Annotated in this window: 23 protein-coding genes; 6 read left to right on the plus strand and 17 right to left on the minus strand. The window is 55.2% G+C overall.

Annotated elements, in window-relative coordinates:
• Window positions 1–30: 30 nt before the first annotated feature.
• Both ACAF76_RS17865 and atoS read right to left on the minus strand, forming a co-directional pair.
• Window positions 31–1,443: a sigma-54-dependent transcriptional regulator gene (locus ACAF76_RS17865; protein ID WP_421617032.1), complete on the minus strand. Its 1,413-nt coding sequence runs from the start codon at window positions 1,441–1,443 to the stop codon at window positions 31–33.
• On the minus strand, window positions 1,415–3,268 hold the full coding sequence (atoS, locus tag ACAF76_RS17870) for a two-component system sensor histidine kinase AtoS (RefSeq protein WP_421617033.1): 1,854 nt from the start codon (window positions 3,266–3,268) through the stop codon (window positions 1,415–1,417). The genes ACAF76_RS17865 and atoS overlap by 29 nt, the downstream gene beginning before the upstream one ends.
• A 136-nt stretch (window positions 3,269–3,404) precedes the next feature.
• Here atoS and ACAF76_RS17875 point away from each other — a divergent pair, with 136 nt between their 5' ends.
• Window positions 3,405–3,866 (plus strand): low molecular weight protein-tyrosine-phosphatase, encoded by a 462-nt coding sequence (locus tag ACAF76_RS17875; protein ID WP_421617034.1) that lies wholly within the window; start codon window positions 3,405–3,407, stop codon window positions 3,864–3,866.
• A gap of 4 nt (window positions 3,867–3,870) precedes the next feature.
• On the opposite strand, the gene ACAF76_RS17880 is transcribed toward ACAF76_RS17875, so the two are convergent.
• The 4 genes from ACAF76_RS17880 to ACAF76_RS17895 form a co-directional block, all read right to left on the minus strand.
• Window positions 3,871–4,677: an alpha/beta hydrolase gene (locus ACAF76_RS17880; protein ID WP_421617035.1), complete on the minus strand. Its 807-nt coding sequence runs from the start codon at window positions 4,675–4,677 to the stop codon at window positions 3,871–3,873.
• A gap of 201 nt (window positions 4,678–4,878) precedes the next feature.
• Window positions 4,879–5,724, minus strand: coding sequence for a flagellar motor protein MotB (gene motB, locus ACAF76_RS17885; RefSeq protein ID WP_421617036.1), 846 nt, complete (start codon window positions 5,722–5,724; stop codon window positions 4,879–4,881).
• Complete coding sequence (gene motA, locus ACAF76_RS17890; RefSeq protein WP_421617037.1) at window positions 5,717–6,520, minus strand: flagellar motor stator protein MotA; 804 nt, start codon at window positions 6,518–6,520, stop codon at window positions 5,717–5,719. Before motA ends, motB begins: the two co-directional genes overlap by 8 nt.
• 111 nt (window positions 6,521–6,631) lie before the next feature.
• On the minus strand, window positions 6,632–7,363 hold the full coding sequence (locus ACAF76_RS17895; RefSeq protein ID WP_421617038.1) for a ZIP family metal transporter: 732 nt from the start codon (window positions 7,361–7,363) through the stop codon (window positions 6,632–6,634).
• A 185-nt stretch (window positions 7,364–7,548) separates the two neighbouring features.
• Here ACAF76_RS17895 and solA point away from each other — a divergent pair, with 185 nt between their 5' ends.
• Entirely contained in the window at window positions 7,549–8,679 is a 1,131-nt protein-coding gene (solA, locus tag ACAF76_RS17900) for an N-methyl-L-tryptophan oxidase (protein ID WP_421617039.1), read from the plus strand.
• Between the two features lie 78 nt (window positions 8,680–8,757).
• Here solA and ACAF76_RS17905 read toward each other — a convergent pair whose 3' ends face one another.
• From ACAF76_RS17905 to ACAF76_RS17920, 4 genes are all read right to left on the minus strand, one after another.
• Window positions 8,758–9,588 carry a protein-glutamine gamma-glutamyltransferase gene (locus tag ACAF76_RS17905; RefSeq protein ID WP_421617040.1) on the minus strand — a complete coding sequence of 277 codons (831 nt, stop codon included), beginning with the start codon at window positions 9,586–9,588 and terminating at the stop codon, window positions 8,758–8,760.
• A 106-nt stretch (window positions 9,589–9,694) separates the two neighbouring features.
• On the minus strand, window positions 9,695–10,609 hold the full coding sequence (gene metA / locus ACAF76_RS17910) for a homoserine O-acetyltransferase MetA (protein WP_421617041.1): 915 nt from the start codon (window positions 10,607–10,609) through the stop codon (window positions 9,695–9,697).
• 163 nt (window positions 10,610–10,772) lie between these two features.
• Window positions 10,773–12,035, minus strand: coding sequence for a Glu/Leu/Phe/Val family dehydrogenase (locus ACAF76_RS17915; protein ID WP_421617042.1), 1,263 nt, complete (start codon window positions 12,033–12,035; stop codon window positions 10,773–10,775).
• 186 nt (window positions 12,036–12,221) lie between these two features.
• On the minus strand, window positions 12,222–13,670 hold the full coding sequence (locus ACAF76_RS17920) for a nicotinate phosphoribosyltransferase (protein WP_421617043.1): 1,449 nt from the start codon (window positions 13,668–13,670) through the stop codon (window positions 12,222–12,224).
• Window positions 13,671–13,810: 140 nt separating this feature from the next.
• Between ACAF76_RS17920 and ACAF76_RS17925 the strand changes: the two genes are divergently transcribed.
• A complete protein-coding gene (locus tag ACAF76_RS17925) occupies window positions 13,811–14,467 on the plus strand; it encodes an MOSC domain-containing protein (protein WP_421617044.1) in 657 nt (218 codons plus the stop codon).
• A gap of 68 nt (window positions 14,468–14,535) precedes the next feature.
• Here the strand turns inward: ACAF76_RS17925 and ACAF76_RS17930 are convergent, their stop codons facing one another.
• From ACAF76_RS17930 to ACAF76_RS17945, 4 genes are all read right to left on the minus strand, one after another.
• On the minus strand, window positions 14,536–15,108 hold the full coding sequence (locus tag ACAF76_RS17930; protein ID WP_421617045.1) for a copper amine oxidase N-terminal domain-containing protein: 573 nt from the start codon (window positions 15,106–15,108) through the stop codon (window positions 14,536–14,538).
• Window positions 15,109–15,122: 14 nt separating this feature from the next.
• Window positions 15,123–16,373: a M56 family metallopeptidase gene (locus ACAF76_RS17935; protein ID WP_421617046.1), complete on the minus strand. Its 1,251-nt coding sequence runs from the start codon at window positions 16,371–16,373 to the stop codon at window positions 15,123–15,125.
• Between the two features lie 9 nt (window positions 16,374–16,382).
• A complete protein-coding gene (locus ACAF76_RS17940; RefSeq protein ID WP_421617047.1) occupies window positions 16,383–16,751 on the minus strand; it encodes a BlaI/MecI/CopY family transcriptional regulator in 369 nt (122 codons plus the stop codon).
• A gap of 220 nt (window positions 16,752–16,971) precedes the next feature.
• Window positions 16,972–17,298, minus strand: a complete 327-nt coding sequence (locus ACAF76_RS17945; protein WP_421617048.1) for a DUF1904 family protein — start codon at window positions 17,296–17,298, stop codon at window positions 16,972–16,974.
• A gap of 179 nt (window positions 17,299–17,477) precedes the next feature.
• Here ACAF76_RS17945 and ACAF76_RS17950 point away from each other — a divergent pair, with 179 nt between their 5' ends.
• The 3 genes from ACAF76_RS17950 to ACAF76_RS17960 all read left to right on the plus strand — a co-directional run bounded on the left by ACAF76_RS17950 (window position 17,478) and on the right by ACAF76_RS17960 (window position 20,338).
• The gene (locus ACAF76_RS17950) at window positions 17,478–18,308 is read left to right on the plus strand and encodes an undecaprenyl-diphosphate phosphatase (RefSeq protein ID WP_421617049.1); all 831 of its coding nucleotides are present in this window, start codon (window positions 17,478–17,480) and stop codon (window positions 18,306–18,308) included.
• Between the two features lie 128 nt (window positions 18,309–18,436).
• Window positions 18,437–19,792 (plus strand): TrkH family potassium uptake protein, encoded by a 1,356-nt coding sequence (locus ACAF76_RS17955; RefSeq protein ID WP_421617050.1) that lies wholly within the window; start codon window positions 18,437–18,439, stop codon window positions 19,790–19,792.
• An 84-nt stretch (window positions 19,793–19,876) separates the two neighbouring features.
• A complete protein-coding gene (locus ACAF76_RS17960) occupies window positions 19,877–20,338 on the plus strand; it encodes an NUDIX hydrolase (RefSeq protein ID WP_421617051.1) in 462 nt (153 codons plus the stop codon).
• 90 nt (window positions 20,339–20,428) lie between these two features.
• Here ACAF76_RS17960 and ACAF76_RS17965 read toward each other — a convergent pair whose 3' ends face one another.
• The 3 genes from ACAF76_RS17965 to ACAF76_RS17975 all read right to left on the minus strand — a co-directional run bounded on the left by ACAF76_RS17965 (window position 20,429) and on the right by ACAF76_RS17975 (window position 22,145).
• Entirely contained in the window at window positions 20,429–20,728 is a 300-nt protein-coding gene (locus ACAF76_RS17965) for a DUF5316 domain-containing protein (RefSeq protein WP_421617052.1), read from the minus strand.
• A gap of 13 nt (window positions 20,729–20,741) precedes the next feature.
• A complete protein-coding gene (locus tag ACAF76_RS17970; protein WP_421617053.1) occupies window positions 20,742–21,251 on the minus strand; it encodes a YfiT family bacillithiol transferase in 510 nt (169 codons plus the stop codon).
• 93 nt (window positions 21,252–21,344) lie between these two features.
• Window positions 21,345–22,145 (minus strand): carbon-nitrogen hydrolase family protein, encoded by an 801-nt coding sequence (locus ACAF76_RS17975; RefSeq protein WP_421617054.1) that lies wholly within the window; start codon window positions 22,143–22,145, stop codon window positions 21,345–21,347.
• Window positions 22,146–22,200 lie beyond the last annotated feature (55 nt).

Here is a 22,200-nt window from a genome sequence, read left to right on the forward strand (position 1 = left end):
AGTGTGACTCCAGATTGCACACTGTTCCTCCTACTCCTGTTCCTGTCCGACGCTATCCAGTCCGTACAACTGGATTTTATACAGTAGCGCCCGGCGGGAAATCCCCAGCTTTTTGGCTGTCTGCAGCTTGTTTCCCCGCTCGTTTTTCAGCGCGCGGGCAATGACCTCCCGTTCCACTTCCTGCAAAATGTCCCGCATCGTCCTGCCTTCGTAACTGATGGCGTGACCGTGTTGCGATTGCCGGCTGCTTCCTTCTGCCGGACTTGCATGGCCGGGCAGTTGGATATGCTCCGGCTGGATCGCCGCGATGTTCGTCATAATGACGGCTCGTTCGATGGCATGCTCGAGTTGGCGTACATTTCCCGGCCAGTCGTACGCCATCAGCATGTCATGGGCGGCGCGGGACAGGTACAGCCCCTCTTTTCCCGTCTCGCGGCCGTATTTGGCGAGGAAGTGGTTGATCAACAGCGGAATGTCCTCTTTGCGCTCGCGCAGCGGCGGCATCTGGATCGGCACGACGTGCAGGCGGTAGTACAAATCTTCGCGAAACAGTCCCTGGCGAATCCGCTCGCGCAAGTCGCGGTTGGTCGCAGCGATGAGCCGGACATCCACGGGGATCGCTTCCACGCCGCCCAGACGAACGAGGGTGCGTTCTTGCAGGACACGCAGCAGCTTGACCTGCAAGGCCAGAGACAGCTCGCCCACTTCATCGAGAAACAGCGTACCGCCGTCCGCCAGCTCAAACATCCCTTGCTTGCGTCCGACCGCTCCTGTGAACGCGCCCCGTTCGTAGCCGAACAATTCGCTCTCCAGCAGGTTTTCCGGAATCGCGCCGCAGTTGACGGCTACCAGCGGCTTTTGCGCCCGCGGGCTGTTGGCGTGGATGGCCTTGGCGATCAGTTCCTTGCCCGTGCCGCTCTCGCCCTGGATCAACACCGTCGCTTTGGACATGCTGACCTTGCCGACCAGCTTGTACACCTCCTGCATTGCCGGGCTCAAGCCCACCAGCCCGGAGCCCTCCTCCGCGGTGTCCGCCGCTTTTGGCGTCGCCCCCTCCTGCTCGCCCTGCTCCGACTGAGCATGCTGCAACGCTTTGGCGACGACCTGCTTGACCTGGATCAAGTCAAACGGCTTTTGCACGTAATCAAATGCGCCCAGTTTCATCGCTTCCATCACATCACTGGCAGAGCCGTAGGCGGTCATCATCACCACCTTGGGCTTTTTGCCCTCAATGCGATTCATTCTGCGCAGCGTCTCCATTCCATCCAGTTCGGGCATGCGCAAGTCCAGCAGCATCACCTCGGGCTGAAAGCTGCCGATCGTGTCCAATGCTTCTGCTCCGCTGGCTGCCTCGCCGATCTCGTACCCGCTTTTTTGCAAGGTCATGGACAGCGCTTTGCGCACATTCCTCTCGTCATCCACCAGCAATACTTTCTGCGCCATAAGCTCCCTCCTTTTCCTCTGCCTGCACGGGGAGAACAACCGTAAACCGGACTCCCCCGGAAACATTTTCGGCTACGATGTGTCCGCCATACGCCTGCACGATTCGCTGCGAGATCGACAAACCAAGCCCTGTGCCCGTGTGCTTGGTCGTAAAGAACGGCTCAAATACGCGCACCAGATGCTCTTCGGCAATCGCAGGACCGTCATTGGTCACATGGACGCGAACTTGGTCTTCGTCCCACTCTGCGGCGAGTTTCACGTCTCCGCCCGTCGGAGCTGCCTGCAAGGCATTTAGCAAGATATTGAGAAAGACGTGTTTCATCAGCTCGGGCGACGCCATCACCGGCGGCAGCGGCGCGTGTTTGTGGAACAGGACGGCTATGCCTCGCTGTGCTGCGCGCGGCTCAACCAGCTTGCAGGTCTGATCGAGCAGCTTCGTCAAGTCGACCGGGATGTTCGACTCCCTGGACGGGCGTGAGAAGAGCAGCAATTGGTCGGCAAAGCGGTCCAGCCGCTCCACTTCCTCGGCGATAATCCGCGTGTATTCGCGATTTTCGTTTTCTTGGGGCAATTCTTCCTCGATAATCTGCGCGAACGCTTTGATCGAGGTCAGCGGGTTGCGCACCTCATGGGCGATGCTCGTCGCCCACTCTCCGATCACCGCCAGCCGCTGTGCCTGGGCCAGCGTTGCCTCCATCTGCTTCCACTCCGTCCGGTCCTCGACGACGACGATCACGCCCAGCACTTCGTCAGTCGGGCTTTTCCAGATTGAGGTACTCACCTTGAGCGACAGCATGCCTCTTTGCGAGTGGCGGTGCTCCCACTGGACGTCGCGGATCGTTTGCGCGTGCTGGAGCGTCTCCTGGATCAGCTCGATCAGTTGGGCGTTGCGGGAGAATACACAGGTGTACGATTCCCCCCTGGCTGCTTCGCCAGATAACTCCAGCAGGCGGGCGGCCGCTTCGTTCCAGGCCGTCAGCCGCCCACCCTGGTCGAGCGCGATAACCCCGCTGTCCATGCTGTCCATGATCGTCTCTGTATGACTGCGGCTGGCCTGCAGATCGTCAGCCAGCCTGTTGATCGCGCCGCTGATCTGCCCCGCTTCTCCTTTGAGCGCTTTCATCCGATGGGACAGATTGAAGCGCAGCGCAGTCAATCCTTCTTTGATCTCGGTGAGAATAATTTCCAGCCGGTGTACGATCAGGCCGCTGACGGCTGCTGCCAAAATACAGCCGATCCCGAGGATGATCGTGATGCTTTGCCGCATGCCGGCGAGCTGGATGTCGATCTGGGACATCAGCTCATTGGCCCAGACGTATCCGATCACCTGCCCGTCACGGACCAGCGGCAGCATCGCGTTCATAATGTTGCCTCGTACTTGCTCGCCGATGACGACGGCGGGGTCGCCGCTTGCCATCACCTGACGCCCGGGATGATCGGCGCTGATCGACTTGCCCACGTGCAGGCTCTCAACCTCCGGACCGTACGTCAAGATCGCATCGAGACGGGCTGAGTAATAGCCGACACCCACATCGGGATGAGCTTTTGTTATGCGGTTTGTAAGCGGTTCCAGAACGGTGTTTAACAGATGAATTTGCTCTTCTCTCGTCCTCGCCTCCCCGCCCATTTGCCGCAAAAGCTCGTCGTAGTTGTGAATGAGGGCAAAATCCATTTGTTCGGTAATCGCAATCAGCTTTTTTTCCTTTTCATCAAGCAAGGCTTGTTCGGCTGCGCCGAGCAGTACAACACCCGTAATCACAATCGGTAGAACCGTCGCCACGATCACAGAGAGGACGAACCGGAGTCGGTAAAAGTACGCTTTCAATGGGAACACCTCGTCTGCATGGTGGAAAAGCATCTGCTTCGCCGTTGAAAAAGACTGCCGTTCCAGTCGTTTTGTATGCTATTCTATCATACAGTTGACTGCTTGCTAATACGAGATTATGACAGGAGTGAACGAAATGACCCGTGTTCTTTTTGTCTGCTTGGGAAATATTTGCCGATCCCCCATGGCCGAAGCCGTCTTTCGCCACCTCGTCGAACAGGAGGGGCTCGCCGATTCCTTCGAGATCGACTCTGCCGGTATTGGCGGCTGGCACGCCGGAGAACCGCCGCACCAGGGAACGCAGCGCATGCTGAAGGAAAAGGGCATCGCCCACGACTCGCTGCGCGCGCGCCAGATTACAGCGCATGACTTTGCGCACTATGACTACATCGTCTGCATGGATGAGGAGAACTTGTCCGCACTCAAGCGGATGGCGCCGAAAGACAAAAAAATCGCCCGCCTCCTTGACTTTGCTCCGGAAGTCAAGGAAACGAACGTCGAAGACCCGTATTACACTGGCCGGTTCGCCTACGTCTATGATCTGGTCGAGGCTGGCTGCCGGGGACTGCTGGAGTCAATCAGGCAGGACCGCCGCTGACTCCTCACACCGTAACCGTTAGCTGCTCCATCTGACTGCTGACCCAGGCGACCGTACTTGCCATCAGGCGGTTATAGCCTTCCTCTGAGGAAAATGTATGGTCGCCGCCCAGCACGATCCCCGTCTCGCAGCTTCCCTCTTGCCGCAGGCGAAACTGCCGCTCGTACTGAAACATCGCATCCAGCGCGATCACATCGTCACGATTTCCATGCAAGAGCAGAACGTCCCCAGAAAACTTCCGGGCTTCCCGCAGCGGATCGAACAGACCAAGCGAATGGAAAAAGCGCTCCGTCAGCGTATAGCCGAGATAGTCGGTCCGCCCCGTCTGCTGTGCTTGCACATAGCCCTGTTGTCCGACGATCTGGACGATGTCAGTCTGCGGTCGTGCCACTGCCGCCCACAGCACCAACGAACGAATCCGCTCATCCTGACTGGCGGCAAGCGTGGCTACCGCCCCACCGAGGCTGTGTCCGAGCAAAATGATCCGCGTCGGATCGATTTGCTCCAGCCGCGTCGCAAAATCCACAACATCTCGCGTCTGCCTCAGCAGTACATCGAGTCCTCCTGCGCCATACTCTCCTTCGCTCTCGCCGCACCCTCCATAATCAAAGCGCAGCACTGCCAAGCCGTGGCTGGCCAATTCTCTGGCCGCCTTTACAAACAGGCGGTTCACTCCAATCCGGCTGCCGACGAAGCCGTGGCAAATCAGGACGAGTGGGTGGCCCGTGTCGTCTCCCGCTGCTGTTTTTGGTTCATGTAGTGTTGCGGTCAATGTACTCGATCCGCTCTCAATCTGAAGAGTCCGTTCCACACTATCCACCTCTTTACTTTATAGTACCGGATTCTTTGTACCGTATCCCAGTTTAAAAACTTAGTATTCCGAGTTAAATACTATTTTTTATGATTATCCACAAGAAATCCACTCATTGTCAAGAAAAGATGGCGCGGACCATAAAAAAAGAGACTGCCCCTCGCGTCTTTGCCAGACGTCAGGACAGCCACTTTACGTAGATTATGGTTGTGGTTGTGTGGTGTCGTTGTCATTGTTTTCATCGCTGAACGTCGTTGCAGGCGGTGCAGCCAGATCACGCAAAATCGCGACTTCGACACGCCGGTTTTTCGCTCTGCCCTCCGGAGTCGTGTTCGGTGCTACCGGATGGTACTCGCCCATTCCTGTGGCACTGAATTTCGTCGGGTCCAGATTCGGATTTTCCAGCAGCACCTTCAAGAAGTTGACCGAGCGCTTGACGCTCAAATCCCAGTTGGACGGGAACTCTGGACGATTGATCGGCACGTTGTCCGTATGTCCTGTCACCGTTACTTTTTTCGGGTGCGGTACGAGCATGACGGCCATCTCTGCCGCCAGCTTTCTCGCTTCCGGCTTCATATCCGCCTTGCCAGAGTCAAACAGCGCATTGTCCATAATCGTGATCAGCAAACCTTCGTCGGTCAGCTGGGTTTGCAGTTTGTCTCCCAACTGGTTGGTCATAATATAGCCATCCAACTGCCGCTGCAACTGTCTGAGTTCTTCGGTCTCTTTGCGAATTGCTTCTTCCAGCCGTTTCTCTTCCTCTGTCTTTTCCTCTTCTGCTTCATTGGCTCCCTTGTGCAGCGTCTGCTGCTGCATCTCCGGATCGAGCGGAACAGGGCTCGGCTGGTCCAGTACACCCACTCCGCCGTTTAAGGCGATGTTGAATGAACGTACCATCTGGTCAAATTTTTTCGCGTTCATCTCGCTGGAAGCAAACAGCACGATAAACAGCGCCAGAAGAAGGGTGAGCAGGTCAGCGTACGGAATCAGCCAAGACTCGTCCATATGCTCTTCGTGCTGAGCATGTCTCTTCGGTCGTTTAGCCATTTACCGCAGCTCCTTCCTCCTTCTTCTCTTCCTTCAATTCCATACGCTCCTGGTATGGCATGTAGACAAGCAGCTTCTGCTCGATCGCAGCCGGAGACACCCCTGCCTGGATGGAGAGAAGACCCTCTACCATGATTTTCTTGATCTCGATTTCCTGCTTGGATTTGCGCTTGAGCTTGGTCGCAAACGGGTGCCAGAGGACGTACCCGGTGAAAATACCGAGCAAGGTCGCTACGAACGCCGCCGCAATGGAGAGACCCAGCGCGTCGATGTCACTCAAGTTTCCAAGTGCCGCGATCAAGCCTACTACCGCGCCCAATACCCCGAGGGTCGGCGCGTAGCTTCCGGCCTGGGTGAAAATGAGCGCTCCGATTTGATGCCGCTCTTCAATCGCATGGATTTCTTCGTTCAGTACATCGCGGACAAAATCGGGCTCACCGCCGTCAATAATCATTTTCATGCCGTTTCTGAGGAACGGATCTTCAATTTCATCCGAAGTGTTTTCCAGCGCAAGCAATCCCTCGCGGCGAGCGATCGAAGCCCAGTTCATAAATTGGCTGATCAGTTCACGCTTTGCAGGGAGTTTTTGTTCTTTAAAAAGAATTTTAAACAAGGCTGGGACCCGTTTTAATTCCGATAAAGGAAATGCGTTCATCACTGCTGCGACTGTCCCTACGATAATGATCATGAACGCTGCGGAGTTAAGCAGGGCAGCCGGGCTCGCGTGCTTCAAGATCATCCCGACAACGACTGCAACGATCCCAAGTACTATACCTATCACGGTCGATTTTTCCATTGTGACACTCCCTACTTCCGTAATCGAAATCCTATCTATATATGGTTTCGGTATTTTTGCCGCGATTTGTGAGTAGAAGTTGCGGAAAAATCGGTGGTTTTTGTGAACATATCAGCCCAGCCATTGAACGAGCCCGATCATCACGAGCAAGCCGATGATAAAGGAAAAGGTAGAAGACCTCGCGTGTCCGTCTCCATGGCTCTCCGGAATCAGCTCCTTGTAGACGATAAACAGCATCGCTCCGGCGGCAAACGACAGGCCGTACGGAACCAGTCCTTCCACGAGCGCGGTGAGATGAAAGCCGATTACCGCCGCCACAATCTCTACGGCTCCCGTCATGGTAGCGAGGATGAAGGCGGTGACTTTGCCGACCTTCTGGTTAATCAAAAACAAGGCGACGAGAAAGCCCTCCGGCGCATTTTGCAAACCGATCGCAAAGGCGATCATGCCGCCCAGCCCCGGATTGTCGCTGGAATAGCTGACGCCCACCGACAGGCCTTCCGGGATGTTGTGCAACGTAATCGCGGAGAGAATCAGCAGCGCCTGTTTATCCATCGATACGTTGATCCGCGTATGCTCCAGATCGATATGCGGAACCGCGCTTTCCAGCACAGTGAGCACCAGCATCCCGCTGATGACCCCGAGCGCCACGATCGGAAAGGCAGCGTCATCCAACGCCTGCGGAATCAGGCTGAACGTGGCAGCCGCCATCATAATGCCCGCTGTAAAGGCGAGCAAAATATCCCGCCAGCGATGGGTGACGGTTTTGAAAAAGAGAATCGGCAATGCCCCTACTCCGGTGGCCAAAGCCGACAATGAACTGCCGATGAGAAGCTCATCCATATCTTGCTACCCCCACTACTGTTTGCACGCTTTTGGTGGTGTTTGCATTAGTCCTATCTTGTACATCTTACCTGATATCTCTATCATAATCAGTAGGATTTGCAAACATGCCCAAACATGACCCTGCCGCATATCCTCAAGCGCAGCACCAGCATGCACGATACACGCCAGAGGGAGGCATACACATGAAGACATACAATGCAGTCATCGTCGGAGCCGGATCGATGGGAATGGCAGCCGGGTATTACCTGGCCAAAACAGGAGTGCGCACCCTCCTGATCGACGCCTTCGATCCACCTCATACGATGGGCAGCCATCACGGCGACACCCGAATTATCCGCTTCGCCTATGGCGAGGGCAGTGACTACGTACCGCTGGCATTGCGGGCGCAGGAGCTGTGGAACGAACTCGAACAAGAAGCCGGGGAAACGCTGTTCCTGCAAACCGGCGTCGTCAGCGTCGGCAAAAAAGACGATGATTTTTTGCGCGGCGTACGGGAATCATCAGAGCGCTTCAACCTGCCCCTGGAGGCTTTCAGCGCCGCCGGGCTGCACGAGCGCTGGCCGGGCATCACCGTGCCCGATGATTTCTGCGGGTATCTGGAGTCGGCGGCTGGCGTCCTCTACTCGGAACGGTGCATTTCCGCCTACCGCAAGCTGGCCGTCCAACACGGCGCCGACTTGCTCACCAATACCCGCGTCACCGCCATCAAGCCGGACACGGGCGGCGTCACGGTCGAGACAGATAGCGGCAGCTATCGCGGTGAAAAGCTGTTGCTCAGCGCCGGAGCGTGGAACCCCTCCCTGCTGCAATCGCTCGGCCTGCACCTGCCTATCGTCCCGACCCGCAAAACGGTCGGCTGGTTTGCCGCAGACGAAGCATTGTACAGCCAGGAGCGCTTCCCTGCCTTTGTCTTTTCGCTCGAGAATTCGTCCTTTTACGGCTTTCCCGACATCGACGGCACCGGTTTAAAAATCGGGCGGCACGACAGCGGTGAAGAGATCGATCCCGATCGGCTGGACCGCACGTTTGGCACTCATCCTGCCGATGAAGGAGAGCTTCGCTCGTTTCTGGAAACGTACATGCCCAAGGCAGCAGGAGCTCTGCGCCAGGGCAGGGTGTGCATCTATTCGGTGACCCCGGACGAGAATTTCGTGATCGACCGCCATCCCGAGTACCCGCACCTCGTCATCGCTGCCGGTTTTTCGGGGCACGGCTTCAAGTTCGCCAGCGCCATCGGCGAAGTGGCCGCACAGCTTCTGACGGAAGGCAGCTCCTCTTTCGACCTCTCGCTGTTTTCGCTCAGCCGTTTTTAAGCAGTCCAGTCCCGCACGTCCCTGCAATCGGCACAGCCTCGCAGCCCGGATACAGGCTCGAGGCTGCTTTCCGTATTCTCAACATTCTTCGTACAGCATCCCGATCTCTGCGATAATCTTGCTGCTCATCTGCGTAATCTGTCCCCTGATCAGTCCGCCCCTGCCGCGATCGTCGAATTGCGCCAGATAGGAAAAACCCGGGCGGGTTGCCTGGGAGACGAGATAGGCAGAGCGTGCAGCTTGTGGTTTGCGGTGTTCGTTCAAAAAGGAAATCATCGAAGGCGCCGGCCGGATTCCCGCACCGTGTCCGTAGTAGAGCCCCGCTCCCAGGTACACGGCGTTTTCCCCTTGCCACTGTGGTGTCTGCGGATTGTGATCCGGGTTGTCGAAGTACAGAATGTCACCGGGCAAAAACGTATTCGTCGGAATCGTGCGCAACTGCAAATCCTTGTCGTAGCGCCAGTCGTACAGCAGCAAATTCGCAAAAAGCTGTTCAAAGTCCTCCCTGCGGATCGATTGCAGGACAGCGTGGTAGATCAGAATGACCATCGCGGTCGCACATTCGGTCGCGTACAGCCTTCCGTTTCGGAAAATATCGATGATTGCCTCGGAAGGGCGAACGTCGTCGCGCAGTTGAAACCCTCCCTGTTCCGTGCGAATCCAGAACTGCGGGTTGCACCGCGAATGTTCAAAGGTGGAGAAAGCCAACCCGCTCATGTACAAGGCTCGTGATGACTTGATCAGATGGTCACGCAACTTCAGTTCAAACAGCAACAATTCCTCTGACGGATACCGAAACACTTCCGGACTCGCGGCCATCCGGCGAATGATCTCCTGCTGCTCTGCATTCAATCCCCATTCTGTCTGCAGCATGGGGGGATGGACCGGCTGTCCAGCAATCACAATCATGGAGCAACCTCCTCTTTCCTTCACGTCACATTCACACCCATGTATATGCGTATGCCCAGAGTAAGGTGAGAAAAAGAAAAGAGGGGACGCTCATCCCCTCGGCCGGTTAGCTGTTGCCCAAATCGTATGGCGTTTCCTGGTACACGTAGTAGTTGAGCCAGTTGGAGAAAAGCAGGTTGGCATGCGCGCGCCAAGTGACGATCGGCTGCCGTGTCGGATCGTTCTGCGGATAGTAGTTTCGCGGCACTGCGATGTCCAGCCCCTTGTTTACATCACGCATGTACTCGTCCTGCAACGTCGTCGGATCGTACTCCGAATGGCCCGTGACGAAAATCTGCCGGCCGTCCCTGGTGGCGACGATGTAGACCCCGGATTCCTCCGACTCCGACAGAATTTCCAACTGTTCCACTTTTTCGATGTCCTCGCGCCGGTTTTCCGTATGGCGGGAATGTGGCACGTAAAAGTAGTTGTCAAAGCCGCGGAACAGTTTCACATTTTGCTTGTTGAGCGTATGCGGGAAAATCCCGAACATTTTTTCAGGCAGCGGATGCTTGGGCACCCCGAAATGGTGGTACAGCCCTGCCTGCGCTCCCCAACAGATGTGAAGCGTCGAGGTGACATGCTCCATTTTCCAGTCGAGAATCTCCTGCAGCTCCTTCCAGTAGTTGACTTCCTCGAAGTCAAGCTGCTCCACGGGTGCTCCGGTAATCACCATCCCGTCAAACTTCTGCTTCCGTATATCGGAAAAAGTATGGTAAAACGACGAGAGATGCTCCTGCGAAGTGTTTTTCGAGGTATGGCTGGACATGTGCAAAAGCACGATCTCCACCTGCAGCGGGGTATTCCCCAAAAGGCGCAGCAATTGCGTCTCTGTCGTTTCCTTGACAGGCATCAGGTTCAAAATGACAATCCGCAGAGGGCGAATATCTTGCGTGAAAGCCCGGCTCTCCGGCATCACAAAAATGTTTTCGTTGGCCAGCACTTCAGCAGCAGGCAATCCGTCCGGTATCTTGATTGGCATGCAAATCATCCTCCCCGTTCACGGCAGTCTTTATCTGCTTGCGACGTGTATTGTCTCTATTTTACAACAAAACAGATAAAGAGAATACGATTCCGAGTAATTCGGTAAAAATACTCAGAATCCTTCTGCATCCTTGCTTTTCCCCGCAAATAAACGCGTTTCGTCAAATCCAGCCGCGCGCTTCCATCCCTTGTGCGATCCGCAGAAGCGCAATCATGTACGCACCCGTCCGCATATCCACCTCGTACTTGCCTGCCAGGTCGCGAACAGCGCGGTATGCCTCGACCATCGCCGTCCTCAGCTTCTCGTTTACTTCCTCCTCGGACCAGTAGTAGTTCATCAGATTTTGTACCCATTCAAAATAGGAAACGGTGACACCCCCGGCATTGGCCAAAATATCCGGGATGACGAGGACGCCTTTCTTCCGCAGGACCGCATCTGCATCCGGGGTGGTCGGACCGTTTGCCGCTTCGGCGATGACCCGGGCACGAATGCGTTCTGCATTTGCTGCTGTGATCACATTTTCCAATGCCGCAGGAATGAGGATGTCCACGTCAAGCTCAAGCAATTCGGCGTTGGAAATCTGCTGGGCGTCCTCGTATTGCAGAATCGAAGCTGTCTCCTTGAGCTGGCTGACCCGCTCCACGTCGAGACCATTCGGATTGTAGATGCCACCGGTCGAGTCGCTTACCGCCACCACTTTGTAGCCTTGTTCCGCAAGCAGCTTTGCCGCCGTTTTTCCGGCGTTTCCAAACCCTTGGACAGCCACTGCTGTTTCCTGCGGTACCCGTCCGGCATCTTTCATCGCTTCTTCTATCGTGAACACGCATCCGCGCGCGGTCGCTTCGTTGCGCCCCTTGGACCCGCCGACGATCAACGGCTTGCCTGTAATTACGCCGGGCGAGTACGAGCCTTTGAGACGGCTGTACGTATCCATCATCCAGCCCATGATTTGCGGCGTCGTATAGACGTCCGGGGCAGGAATGTCTTTCTCGGGACCTACGATGTCGGCAATCGCCTCCATAAACCCGCGGCTGACCCGTTCGAGCTCCCCTTTGCTGAACTGGCGCGGGTCACAAACGACTCCCCCTTTGCCTCCGCCGTAGGGCAGACCGACTACGCCGCATTTGAACGACATCCACATCGAGAGCGCTTTGACTTCATCCATCGTCACGTCCGGATGAAAGCGGATGCCCCCTTTGGTCGGGCCGAGTGCGTCGTTGTGCTGCGAACGATAGCCCTGAAAAACGCGAATCGTGCCGTCGTCCATCTTGACCGGAAACGTGACAGACAAGACCCTTTTCGGATGCTTCAAAATCTCTGTCACGTGTTTTGGCAAGCCAAGCAGCGATGCCGCCGCATCAATTTGTTGCTGGGCAATTTGAAACGGATTGAGGTTTTCTTTTTCTACACCTATAGCATGCATCTGTGTTTCTCCCTCCACTTTCTCTGTATGAGCCAATATAAAAAATAATTATATACGAAGTTAAAAAATGCTACAACGAGTTTTCCTACTTTTCAGAAAACCGACATCAAGTCAAACTTGGCTGCAGCGCTATAAAAAAAGCCGCCCACGTTGCGTTGTGCAACCAAGCGGCGGCTCTTCCCAATCTTATTTTTCCAGATACGCTTTCATCAGTCTCGTCTTCGTCTCCCAGAGGAGCTCGCTTACGTGCAGGCGGTAGTGCTCCGGATTGAGCATCCGCAAATACTCCGGCCAGAACTGGGCAAGCTGCTCGCGATGAAAGGCGCGGATCTCCTCCAGGCTGGGCAGATCGTAGACGAGCTCGCCATTGACGAAAACAGGGGTCAACAGCGGCTCTGCCCGGTACTTCTTCACCGTTTTGTTCAGGTACGGGTGGCTGGGGTTGATCAGCGCGATCGGCTCGTGGTTGACGACCTTCTGCTCCTCCGGGAAGCACAGGTAATCGGCGATCGCTTTGCCCGTATCGGGGTCTATCAAGCGGTACATGTCCTTGATCCCCGGTGTCGTCACCTTTTCCGGGTTTCCGGATATTTTGATCGTCGGCAGGTAGCTGCCGTCCTCCGCTTCCCTGGCGACCAGCTTGTAAACACCGCCCAGTGTCGGCTGGTCCGCAGCCGTAATCAGTTGCGTGCCCACTCCCCAACTGTCGATGCGTGCGCCCTGTACCTTGAGGTTCATAATCGTATGCTCATCGAGGTCGTTGGAGGCGACGATCTTGACATCGGTCAGCCCGGCTTTGTCCAGCATCTCCCGCGTCTTGATCGACAGATAGGCCAAATCGCCGCTGTCCAGACGCACCGAAGCCAGTCGTTTCCCCTGCTTTTGCAGCCGTTTGCCCAGCTCGATCGCATGCGGCACGCCGCTGTTCAATGTATCGTAGGTGTCGACCAGCAGCGTCACCTGTCCTGGCAGGGCATCCGCGTAGCGCTGGAACGCCTCTTCTTCGCTGTCGTGGCTTTGCACCCAGGAATGGGCGTGCGTCCCTTTTGTGGGGATGCCGAACATTTTGCCGGCCAGCATGTTGGAGGTCGCGTCAAAGCCTGCCAGATAAGCTGCTCGCGTCCCCCACAAGGCAGCGTCTGCTTCCTGTGCGCGGCGTGTGCCGAATTCCATCAGCACGTCGTCTCCAGCGACCTGTTTGATCCGCGATGCCTTGGTCGCGATCAGTGTCTGGTAGTTCATGTAGTTCAGCAGTGCCGTCTCGATCAGCTGGGCTTCCATCATCCGGCCCTCGACGCGAATCAGCGGCTCATTGGGGAACACCAGCGCCCCTTCCTTTACCGAGTAGATCGAACCCTGGAAGCGGAAATTGCGCAGCTCCTCCAAAAACGCCGGGTCGTAATGTTCCTCCTGCTCGCGCAAATAGGCGATATCGCTTTCCTCAAACCGCAAATTGCGGATATAGGCGACTATTCGCTCCAATCCGGCATAGACCGCATATCCGTTGCCAAAGGGGAGCTTGCGGAAAAAGGCCTCAAACACAGCCTTCTTGTTGTGCGTGCCATTGATCCAATGGGCGTACATCATATTGATCTGATATTTATCCGTGTGCAGTACCACTCCTGATGATTGCATCTCAGGTAAGCCTCCTGTCATTTCCTTTCCATCATCATAGCAGAACTGCTCGCTTCTGTCCCAGGCATCGCCACTTTCTTCCTTGCTCCTGCTGCTGTAGTATAGTAGAAAAAATGTGAAAATCATGGAGAGGTCGCCCTATGTCAAAACAAGTGATTGTTTCGCTCAGCAAAGGAACACCAAAACGCAAGCTGTACAACGGTGCCGAATACAGCTCGGGAATCTGGAAAGAAGCGGCGGACTCGCTTCTCGTCGGGTCCGAGCAAATCAGCGGCGACCAGGTGGCAAATCCGCAGTATCACGGCGGACCCGATCGCGTCGTCTGCCTGTATCCGTTTGAACATTATGCCCACTGGCGCCAGAAGCTGGGCGTGGAGCTGCCTGTTTCCGCTTTTGGCGAAAACATTTCCGCGACCAATATGCGCGAAGACCAGGTCTGCATCGGCGACGTGTTCCAGATCGGAGAGGCGATCTTGCAAATCTCCCAGGGAAGGTATCCGTGTGCCACGATCAACAAGCGCAACGAGCAAAATCAGTTGCTCAAGCAGATCATCGAAACGGGCTATACCGGATATTTTTTCCGCGTCCTGCAGGAAGGGCGCATCACCGCTGATGCAGCGATCGAAAAGCTGTCCAGCCATCCCAGGCAGGTGACGGTCGCTGCGATTCATCATCTGTATTTTCACGAAGCCTCCCCGAACCCCGAGACGATCCGCGAGATGCTCAGCGTCGAGGAGCTGGCTGCGCCGTGGCGCAAGAAGCTGGAAGAAAAGCTGTTGCGAATCACGCAGGGATAATCAGAAGCAACCGGATGTCAAGCTCGCTCCTTGCGCTCCCGTGCGTGAGGAGCGAGCCTTGCTTGCATTTACTTGGCGGTAAATGTCGCCGTCCTGGTGCCTGCATCCCAATCGACCTCACTGCCGATGATCTCCGCAAGCGGTCTGACGGGCAAAAAGGTCACGTTGTGTTTCATCATCGGCACGGCTTCGGTCAAAAGCACCGATTGGCCATCTACCGACATCTCCGGTTTGCCGATGTACAGCACAATCTGTTTTCCGTCTTTGGTCAATGTAATCTTTCTTTCGCTTTGTTCCCACTCGACCTGAAATCCGAATGCGTCAGCCATCGCCCGCAGCGGAATCATCGTTCGCCCGTTTTCGATAAACGGCGCCGCTTCCCCTTCCCCTCTCATGTGCAAATACTTCCCGTTGACCCGCACAAGGACGCGGTTTTTCAACGCTTCTTCACACGAAGGAAGGTCTATCTGCACGCGCTGGCCGTCGATCACCACGCCCATTTCCTTCTGCGCTCCGTCGCGGCTTTGGTAGCAGGATGGCATCGGCACTGCTTCCGACCAGAAGAAATTGTCGGCAGCGTGGACAGGACTGGCGATCAAGAGAAGACATAACAGACTGCAAACAAGGCGTTTCCTAGGCATGTCGGGTATCCTCCTTATTTCGTGGCGTATGGTTTGATTCCGTACAGTTCGTTGAGTTTGTCCAAATGCGCTTGCGGTGCCGGGAGACCTTGCTCGTTGTACGCTCTGATCTCGCTTAGCACCTCTTCAATCTGCTGCTGTGTCGCCGCGTCGATCGGTTGTGGCACCGCATGCTCTTTTGCCTGGGGCGGCACTTCGTTTCCAGCCCGATCGTACGATTTGACGGTTCCATCCGGATATTGAACGCTGATTACTCCGGCCCCCTCCGGCAACTCCCTGGGCGGCGCACCGGCATCCTGCGATACGCCCCCGCTTGCCGCATAAGCGGAAGCCGTGCCGATCACGGCGAGGACGAGCGTCGTTGCGACAGCGCGCACCGCTCGCTTTTTGGTCACGTGCTGGCTGTTCAAGATCATTCGGATTCTCCCCTCCAGGTACTTCCGCTCACTGCTGAAAGCGGAGTACAGTCTGACTCGCTGATCCGCCGCCGTCCACAGAACGGTCAGCAGCAGCTCGCAGTAACGCTTTCTTTCCGTGCTGTCCATGGACTGGACCAGCTTCTCGTCACACGACAGCTCGCAGTACCGGTCCACGTCCCGTCTCGCCCAGTACGCCAGCGGATTGAACCAGTGCAGCGCGTTGATACAGACGAGCAAACATTTGAGCCACAGATCGCGGCGCTTGTAGTGCGTCATCTCATGCAGCAAGACGTGGCGGTACTCCTCCGGCGTGAAATCGAGCGCAGCCGGCAGCACGATTTTCGGTCTGAATATTCCGCATAAAAACGGCGTACTGGTATACGGTGACAGATAAACCGGGATGTTTTTGGCGATGCCCAGCTCTTTTCTGCACGCCGCAAGCGCCCGGGCGATTTCCGGATCATCGGCGATCTCGCAGAGCGAGAACACGCGGCGATGCAGCCTGCTGTTCTGTACGAGAATGACGGCGAGGAACACTGCGCTTCCCATTGCCGCGAGATACGGCAATAAATCGAGGAAAGCGAACGCCGCGTAGCCTGCCGCAGCCGGGCTCCCGCCAGGAGCGAGTGTCCCGAGGCTGATCGGCTGCACGTGCGGAAGCTGCAGCCCCAAAAGCGGGACCAGCTTGAAATACGGAAGCAGGAAAAAGCTGTACAGCAAAACGTGAGTGTAGTAGTGCCAGGTAGCGCGAAAATAGCGATGCGTCCACCTCCGGGACAGTCGCAGCAGCACATACAGCCCGCTCGCTGCCGCAGACATGACCAGCAGCGCGTACAAATTGTCCATGCCCGTCACCTACTCTTTCAGCCGTTTCATCAAGGCTTCGATATCTTCCTTGGTCAAATCTCCGCTCTCGCACAGCGCGCTGATCAGACCTGTCACCGAGCCATTGTGGACGTCCTGGATAAACTGCCTAGTCTCGCAGTAGCGGTACTCCTGTTCTGACATGCGCGGCTGGTAGTGATTTGCTTTTCCGACGCGCGTCGCGGAAACGAGCCCTTTTTCCATCAATCGGGCCAAAAACGTAATCACCGTGTTTTGCTTCCATGCCTTGTCTTCGGGTAGTCTGGCAATAATCTGAGCAGTCGTAACGGGGCGATCACTGGCCCAAATAATGTCCATGATCTGCTTTTCCGCTTCCGACATCCGCTGCCACTTTTCCATGCACAAACACCTCCTAAAAACCTACACCGTGTAGTTCAATATAAAACTACATGATGTAGGTTTATATTGTCAACGCATTTTTTTCCAGAAGCAAAAAGCTGAGCGACACAAGGAGCGCTCAGCTTCTCGCCACACACGGTATGGCGTAATGCAAAAGACGGCAAAAACGGCTGTCTTTTCCCGGGAAATCGACATCATCTCTCACGTCGCCTGACCAAAACTAGAAATGCTTGCCGTTGGCGTAGTAGCTTTCTTTCTCAAAGGAGGTAAAGGCTACTTCCACCTCTGGCACTCCCAGGGAGAGCACATGCCTGGTCACAGTCTCCGCGAATTTGTCGCGCACCTCCTGGCCGCGTTCAAACCACGATACCTGAATAAACGGAAACGAATCGACAATTTTGCCTGCAAAAACCCCTGTCGTATGCAGACATTCGATCGTGAAGTTATCGGTTCCGCACTGGCAGATAGCGGCCAATTCCTCTGTGAGCGGCTCACTGATTGCCGCCATTTGTTCTGCCTTGATTCCTCGTACGAGCAAGTGTGGCATTCTCTTTTCTCCTTTGTCTGATTTTTTTTCACGAAAACCGTTACTAATGGTAGAATAAGATCGTCTCTTTCAGAGAGACCACCATCATCGTACCCCACCGCTTTTTCCTTCGGCAACCAACACCAGGAAAAAGCCGCGTGGATGAAGCCATTTTTTGCGGTCTACGGAAAGGAGTAGCCATGAATTTCTGGGAAATGTTTGTCGCATTCGTACTCGGACTAGTAGAAGGACTGACGGAGTTCGCTCCTGTCTCGTCCACTGGACATATGATTATCGTCGATGACATCCTGTTCCAGTCCAAAGAAATGTTTTCACCGCAAGTCGCCAATACGTTCAAGGTCGTCATCCAGCTCGGTTCGATCCTGGCAGCTGTCATTGTGTTCTGGGACCGCCTGCTAAGCCTGGTCGGGCTGAAAAAAATCCCTTCGGAAAGCGGCGACCCGAGACAAAAGCTGCGTCTTTCGCAGGTGATCGTCGGGCTTCTGCCTGCCGGTATACTCGGTGTCTTGTTTGAAGATTACATTGACGAGTATCTGTTCTCCATCGAAACCGTGCTGATCGGACTTGTTGCCGGTGCCATCTTGATGATTTGCGCCGATTTGTTTGGTCCGAAGAAGCCTCCGGTGACGTCCGTCGACCAGATCACGCATGGAAAAGCATTCTTGATCGGGTTGTTCCAATGCGTTTCGCTATGGCCCGGATTTTCCCGCTCCGGCTCCACGATCTCGGGTGGCGTACTGCTCGGATTAAACCACCGTTCCGCTTCTGACTTTACTTTTATTATGGCGGTTCCGATCATGGCAGGAGCGAGCTTTTTGTCGCTTCTGAAAAATTGGCAATACTTTACGGTCGAGGTCATTCCGTTTTTTGCAGTCGGCTTTATCAGTGCCTTTCTGTTTGCCTGGCTGGCGATCCGCTTCTTCCTGAAGCTGATCAACCGGGTCAAGCTGATTCCCTTTGCCCTCTACCGGATCGCAGTGGCGATCATCCTGTATGTGCTCGTTTTCTAGGAACATCGTAAAAAGCGCATGGCTTCGTTTGGGCCAGCGCTTTTTTCGCATTTGACGAATCTTTTGCCTATGACCGGTTTTTCCGGTAAGATTACCGTTAGTGATCTGTGCAAACAGGAGGCATTTTCTTGGTATCTGCAAACAAACGGCGTTTGACGTCGGTGCAAATCATCGTCTTTTTCTACATTGGTCTCATCTTGTTTTCCAGTATCCTGCTGTATACGCCACTCTTTCTTCAGCCAGGGGTCCAGGTCTCCTATATCGACTCCCTGTTTACAGCCGCCAGTGCGATCAGCGTCACCGGGCTCACCGTGCTCTCCATCCATGAAGTGTACAACGAGGCTGGCATTTTATACCTGACTTTGCTGTTTCAGGTTGGCGGCATCGGCATTATGACGCTGGGGACATTTTTCTGGCTGTTGATGGGGCAAAAGATCGGGCTGGAACAGCGCATCTGGATCGCCACGGACCACAACCGCTCCACCCTGTCCGGACTTGTCAGCCTGATGCGGACGATCCTGGTCCTGGCGATTCTGATCGAACTGATCGGGACACTGCTGCTGGCTATGCTGTTTCTCGTCAACGGCTATGAAAGCAATTGGCTGGATGCTCTGTACTACGGCTTTTTTGCTTCTGTCAGCGCCTTTACGAACGCCGGCTTTGACCTCTACGGCAATTCACTGCAAGGCTTTGCCCATGACTACCTGGTTCAGCTCATTGTGATGCTGCTGATTATTTGCGGAGCGATCGGTTTTCCTGTGCTGGTCGAGCTGCGCACGTACTTTGCCTATCGGCGGGCAAAGATGCGCTTTACCTTTTCTCTGTTTACCAAAGTAACGACCGTGACGTTTTTTAGCCTGGTCGGACTCGGGGCTCTGCTGTTCTTCCTGTTTGAACGCGACGCCCTGCTGCAGCAAATGAGCTGGCATGAAGGTCTTTTCTACTCGCTGTTTCACTCCGTCACTTCGCGAAGCGGCGGGCTGACGACGCTGGATGTCGGGTTGTTTTCGACACCGACGCTGGTCATGCTGGCGGGCATGATGTTTATCGGGGCGTCGCCCAGCAGCGTGGGCGGGGGGATTCGCACGACGACGTTCTTCGTGATCATCGCCACTGTGTTCGCCCATATGCGCGGCTTCAAGGATGTGAAGGTGTTTGGACGCGAACTGGTTGACGAAGACATCATGCGCTCCTTCCTCGTCTTTTTCGTCGCGGTCTTTCTCATTTTCACTTCGGCGATGCTGATCGTCTGGCTCGAGGACCTGCCCTTCCATCAGGTGCTGTTTGAGGTCTGCTCGGCTTTCGGAACGACAGGGCTTTCGGCCGGCATCACTGCGGAGATGGGGCCTGCCGGCAAGCTCACCCTGATTTTGCTGATGGTCATCGGACGGGTCGGGATTATCAACCTGTTGCTGTTCCTCAAGCGGCACGACCAGGTGGTGCGCTACCATCATCCGAAGGAACGGATTATGATCGGGCAATAGGAACTTCAGCTCGGCAGAAAACCGGGCTGAAGCTGCCTGTGGCGACTGCTACTGCCAAAACCATACATGGGAGGCATGTGAGCGTTGAATGACTATATCAAAACAATGAGAAAGCGAATCGGCCATGAAACCCTTTTAACGGTTGGCTGTGGAGCAATCATTGAGGATCACGCCGGGCGGATTTTGCTGCAGCAAAAGAAGGACATATGGGGAATTCCGGGTGGTCTGCTGGAAATTGGCGAAACATTGGAGGAGACGGTCAAACGAGAAGTTTTGGAGGAAACGAGCCTCATCATCTACCAGCCAACGCTGTTTGGCATTTATTCGGGCAAAAATGGTTTTGCACAATACGCAAATGGAGATAAGGTTTTTAGCGTGCAGATTATTTTCCACGTCACGAAATACGAAGGAAGCATCCAGGCGAATGAAGAAAGTACATGGCTTCAATTCACTCATCGAAGGGACATCCCTGAAAACCTGAACCCTCACCAGGCTCCATTTATTCGCGACTGGTCACATGGCGTAACACCGCCAGTTATTGGTTGAATGTTTTAGTAAAGGTACAAAGCGATACTTCGAAAAACAGCGGCGGGTCTTGGACGTAATCGTTACGTCTTCGACCGCCGCTGTTTCCTCTCACCCGGAAAACGTGTAGAGCAGAATCACGAAGGCTGCCATGAAATTGGGCAAGCCGACCAAAGCGAGATGGATGGCCCACTTCCTCCTCGTGCGCCTGTCTTCTTTCGACTCGGTCGCATCGTTTGCCCTGATGCGGTCGCCGCTATTCAACGACCCGGTAAAGACGGCAGAAAGAAGGAAACACAGGAGTCCGGCGCTCCCTGACAGTTTGACGATGAAAAAGAGATCGTTCGTAAGCAAATACCCGACTGTCGATAAAAGCAGCAGACCCAGACCCGTCAGGATGGAGACTTTCATTTCATTCCTCCTGTCACGGTTGCAGCGCTTGCCGGATGTGCGCCAGGTGATGCTTGCCGTGCCAGGCGTACATCCCGATGCTTTTTTCAACAGCAATCAGCCCGGATTCGGGATGGTAGAAGAGCAGCTTCCGCTGTTCTGCCGTCAGATGTTCGAGCAAATAGGTCCAGCGCTCGTGCAGACCTTCCAGAAGCTGCAGCGATACAGCAATCGGCAGCCGCGAATCCGGCAGCTTCGCCCATTGATCCTGGTCGTAGGGCTTGATGACAGGCGTCTGTTCCGTCAATGCCAGCCTGATCCGAATGTACGCATTCATGTGACTGTCTGCCAGATGATGCACGATTTCGCGGATCGTCCAGCCGTTTTCGCGGTACGTCTTTTCCAGCAGGGCATCGTCTATATCGCGGACTGCCTCTTTCAACTGCTGGGGAAGCGCACGAATCTCCGCAATCCAGGCGAAGATGTGATCGTCTTCGATCTTCTCCGGACAGGCGAACATGCCAATCGGGTATTTGGTATCCATCGATGGGTGACACTCCTCTCGTTATAAACAAAGGGTGCCCTACCGTCATGCTGACTACAGACACCCTCCTGCTTCCTCATTCACAATGTATGCTTATCGCTGTCGGTACATATCCGGCCTGCGATTGGCGACACTCGGCAGTTTGCCGCGGACGCGCTTGATTCGCTCGGCATCGAGCTCGGCTGTGATCAGGCTTTCTTCCTCACCTGCGCTGGCGACTACGATCCCCATCGGGTCGACGATCATGCTGCGACCGGAAAAAATTCCGCCCACCAGGTCAGCGGCACAGACGTACATCGTGTTCTCGATCGCCCGCGCCCGCACCAGCGTCTCCCAGTGATCCTCTTTCATCGGACCTGCTACCCAGCCTGCAGGGACAAACAAATAGTCTGCGCCTTGCAGCGAGAATTGTCTGGTAACCTCCGGAAAACGCACTTCGTAGCAGACGATCAGCCCGATTTTTCCGAACTCCGTCTCCACGACCCGGTACGGCTCTTCTCCGGCTTTGATGTAGTCCGATTCGATATAGGAGAACGCATCGTACAGATGGGTCTTCCGGTAGGCGTGAATCAATTCGCCGCTCCGGTTGAGAAAGACGGTCGTATTGTAGGCGCGTTCGGTGTCGTCCGGTATCGTTTCGTATACGCCGCACACGACATAGATTCCGTTCTCCTGTGCCGCCTGCGCCAGAGCGCTGACAAACGGCCCATCGAGCGGTTCTGCCACCTCAGACGGACGCACCCCCGTCTTCGGCGTGGCGGCCGCACTGTACATCTCCGGCAAAATGACGAAATCCGCCCCTGCTGTTTTTGCCTTTTTCACATAGGCAATCGCTTTTTGCAAGTTCTGCTCTTTATCCAAACTGGAAGCAAGCTGCGCAATCGATACTTTCACGTTTTCCCCTCCGGTCTTGTTGTGTGGACATGATTGGTTCCTTCAAGTATACATG

Origin of the sequence: Brevibacillus sp. TJ4, from assembly GCF_044627595.2 — a bacterium.
GTDB lineage: Bacteria > Bacillota > Bacilli > Brevibacillales > Brevibacillaceae > Brevibacillus.

Coding starts and splice junctions, on each gene's coding strand:
- ACAF76_RS17865 (WP_421617032.1), bottom strand. CDS start 1,443: ATGGCGCAGAAAGTATTGCTGGTGGATGACGAGAGGAATGTGCGCAAA.
- ACAF76_RS17875 (WP_421617034.1), top strand. CDS start 3,405: ATGACCCGTGTTCTTTTTGTCTGCTTGGGAAATATTTGCCGATCCCCC.
- motB (WP_421617036.1), bottom strand. CDS start 5,724: ATGGCTAAACGACCGAAGAGACATGCTCAGCACGAAGAGCATATGGAC.
- motA (WP_421617037.1), bottom strand. CDS start 6,520: ATGGAAAAATCGACCGTGATAGGTATAGTACTTGGGATCGTTGCAGTC.
- ACAF76_RS17895 (WP_421617038.1), bottom strand. CDS start 7,363: ATGGATGAGCTTCTCATCGGCAGTTCATTGTCGGCTTTGGCCACCGGA.
- solA (WP_421617039.1), top strand. CDS start 7,549: ATGAAGACATACAATGCAGTCATCGTCGGAGCCGGATCGATGGGAATG.
- ACAF76_RS17905 (WP_421617040.1), bottom strand. CDS start 9,588: ATGATTGTGATTGCTGGACAGCCGGTCCATCCCCCCATGCTGCAGACA.
- metA (WP_421617041.1), bottom strand. CDS start 10,609: ATGCCAATCAAGATACCGGACGGATTGCCTGCTGCTGAAGTGCTGGCC.
- ACAF76_RS17915 (WP_421617042.1), bottom strand. CDS start 12,035: ATGCATGCTATAGGTGTAGAAAAAGAAAACCTCAATCCGTTTCAAATT.
- ACAF76_RS17920 (WP_421617043.1), bottom strand. CDS start 13,670: ATGCAATCATCAGGAGTGGTACTGCACACGGATAAATATCAGATCAAT.
- ACAF76_RS17925 (WP_421617044.1), top strand. CDS start 13,811: ATGTCAAAACAAGTGATTGTTTCGCTCAGCAAAGGAACACCAAAACGC.
- ACAF76_RS17930 (WP_421617045.1), bottom strand. CDS start 15,108: ATGCCTAGGAAACGCCTTGTTTGCAGTCTGTTATGTCTTCTCTTGATC.
- ACAF76_RS17935 (WP_421617046.1), bottom strand. CDS start 16,373: ATGGACAATTTGTACGCGCTGCTGGTCATGTCTGCGGCAGCGAGCGGG.
- ACAF76_RS17940 (WP_421617047.1), bottom strand. CDS start 16,751: ATGGAAAAGTGGCAGCGGATGTCGGAAGCGGAAAAGCAGATCATGGAC.
- ACAF76_RS17945 (WP_421617048.1), bottom strand. CDS start 17,298: ATGCCACACTTGCTCGTACGAGGAATCAAGGCAGAACAAATGGCGGCA.
- ACAF76_RS17950 (WP_421617049.1), top strand. CDS start 17,478: ATGAATTTCTGGGAAATGTTTGTCGCATTCGTACTCGGACTAGTAGAA.
- ACAF76_RS17965 (WP_421617052.1), bottom strand. CDS start 20,728: ATGAAAGTCTCCATCCTGACGGGTCTGGGTCTGCTGCTTTTATCGACA.
- ACAF76_RS17970 (WP_421617053.1), bottom strand. CDS start 21,251: ATGGATACCAAATACCCGATTGGCATGTTCGCCTGTCCGGAGAAGATC.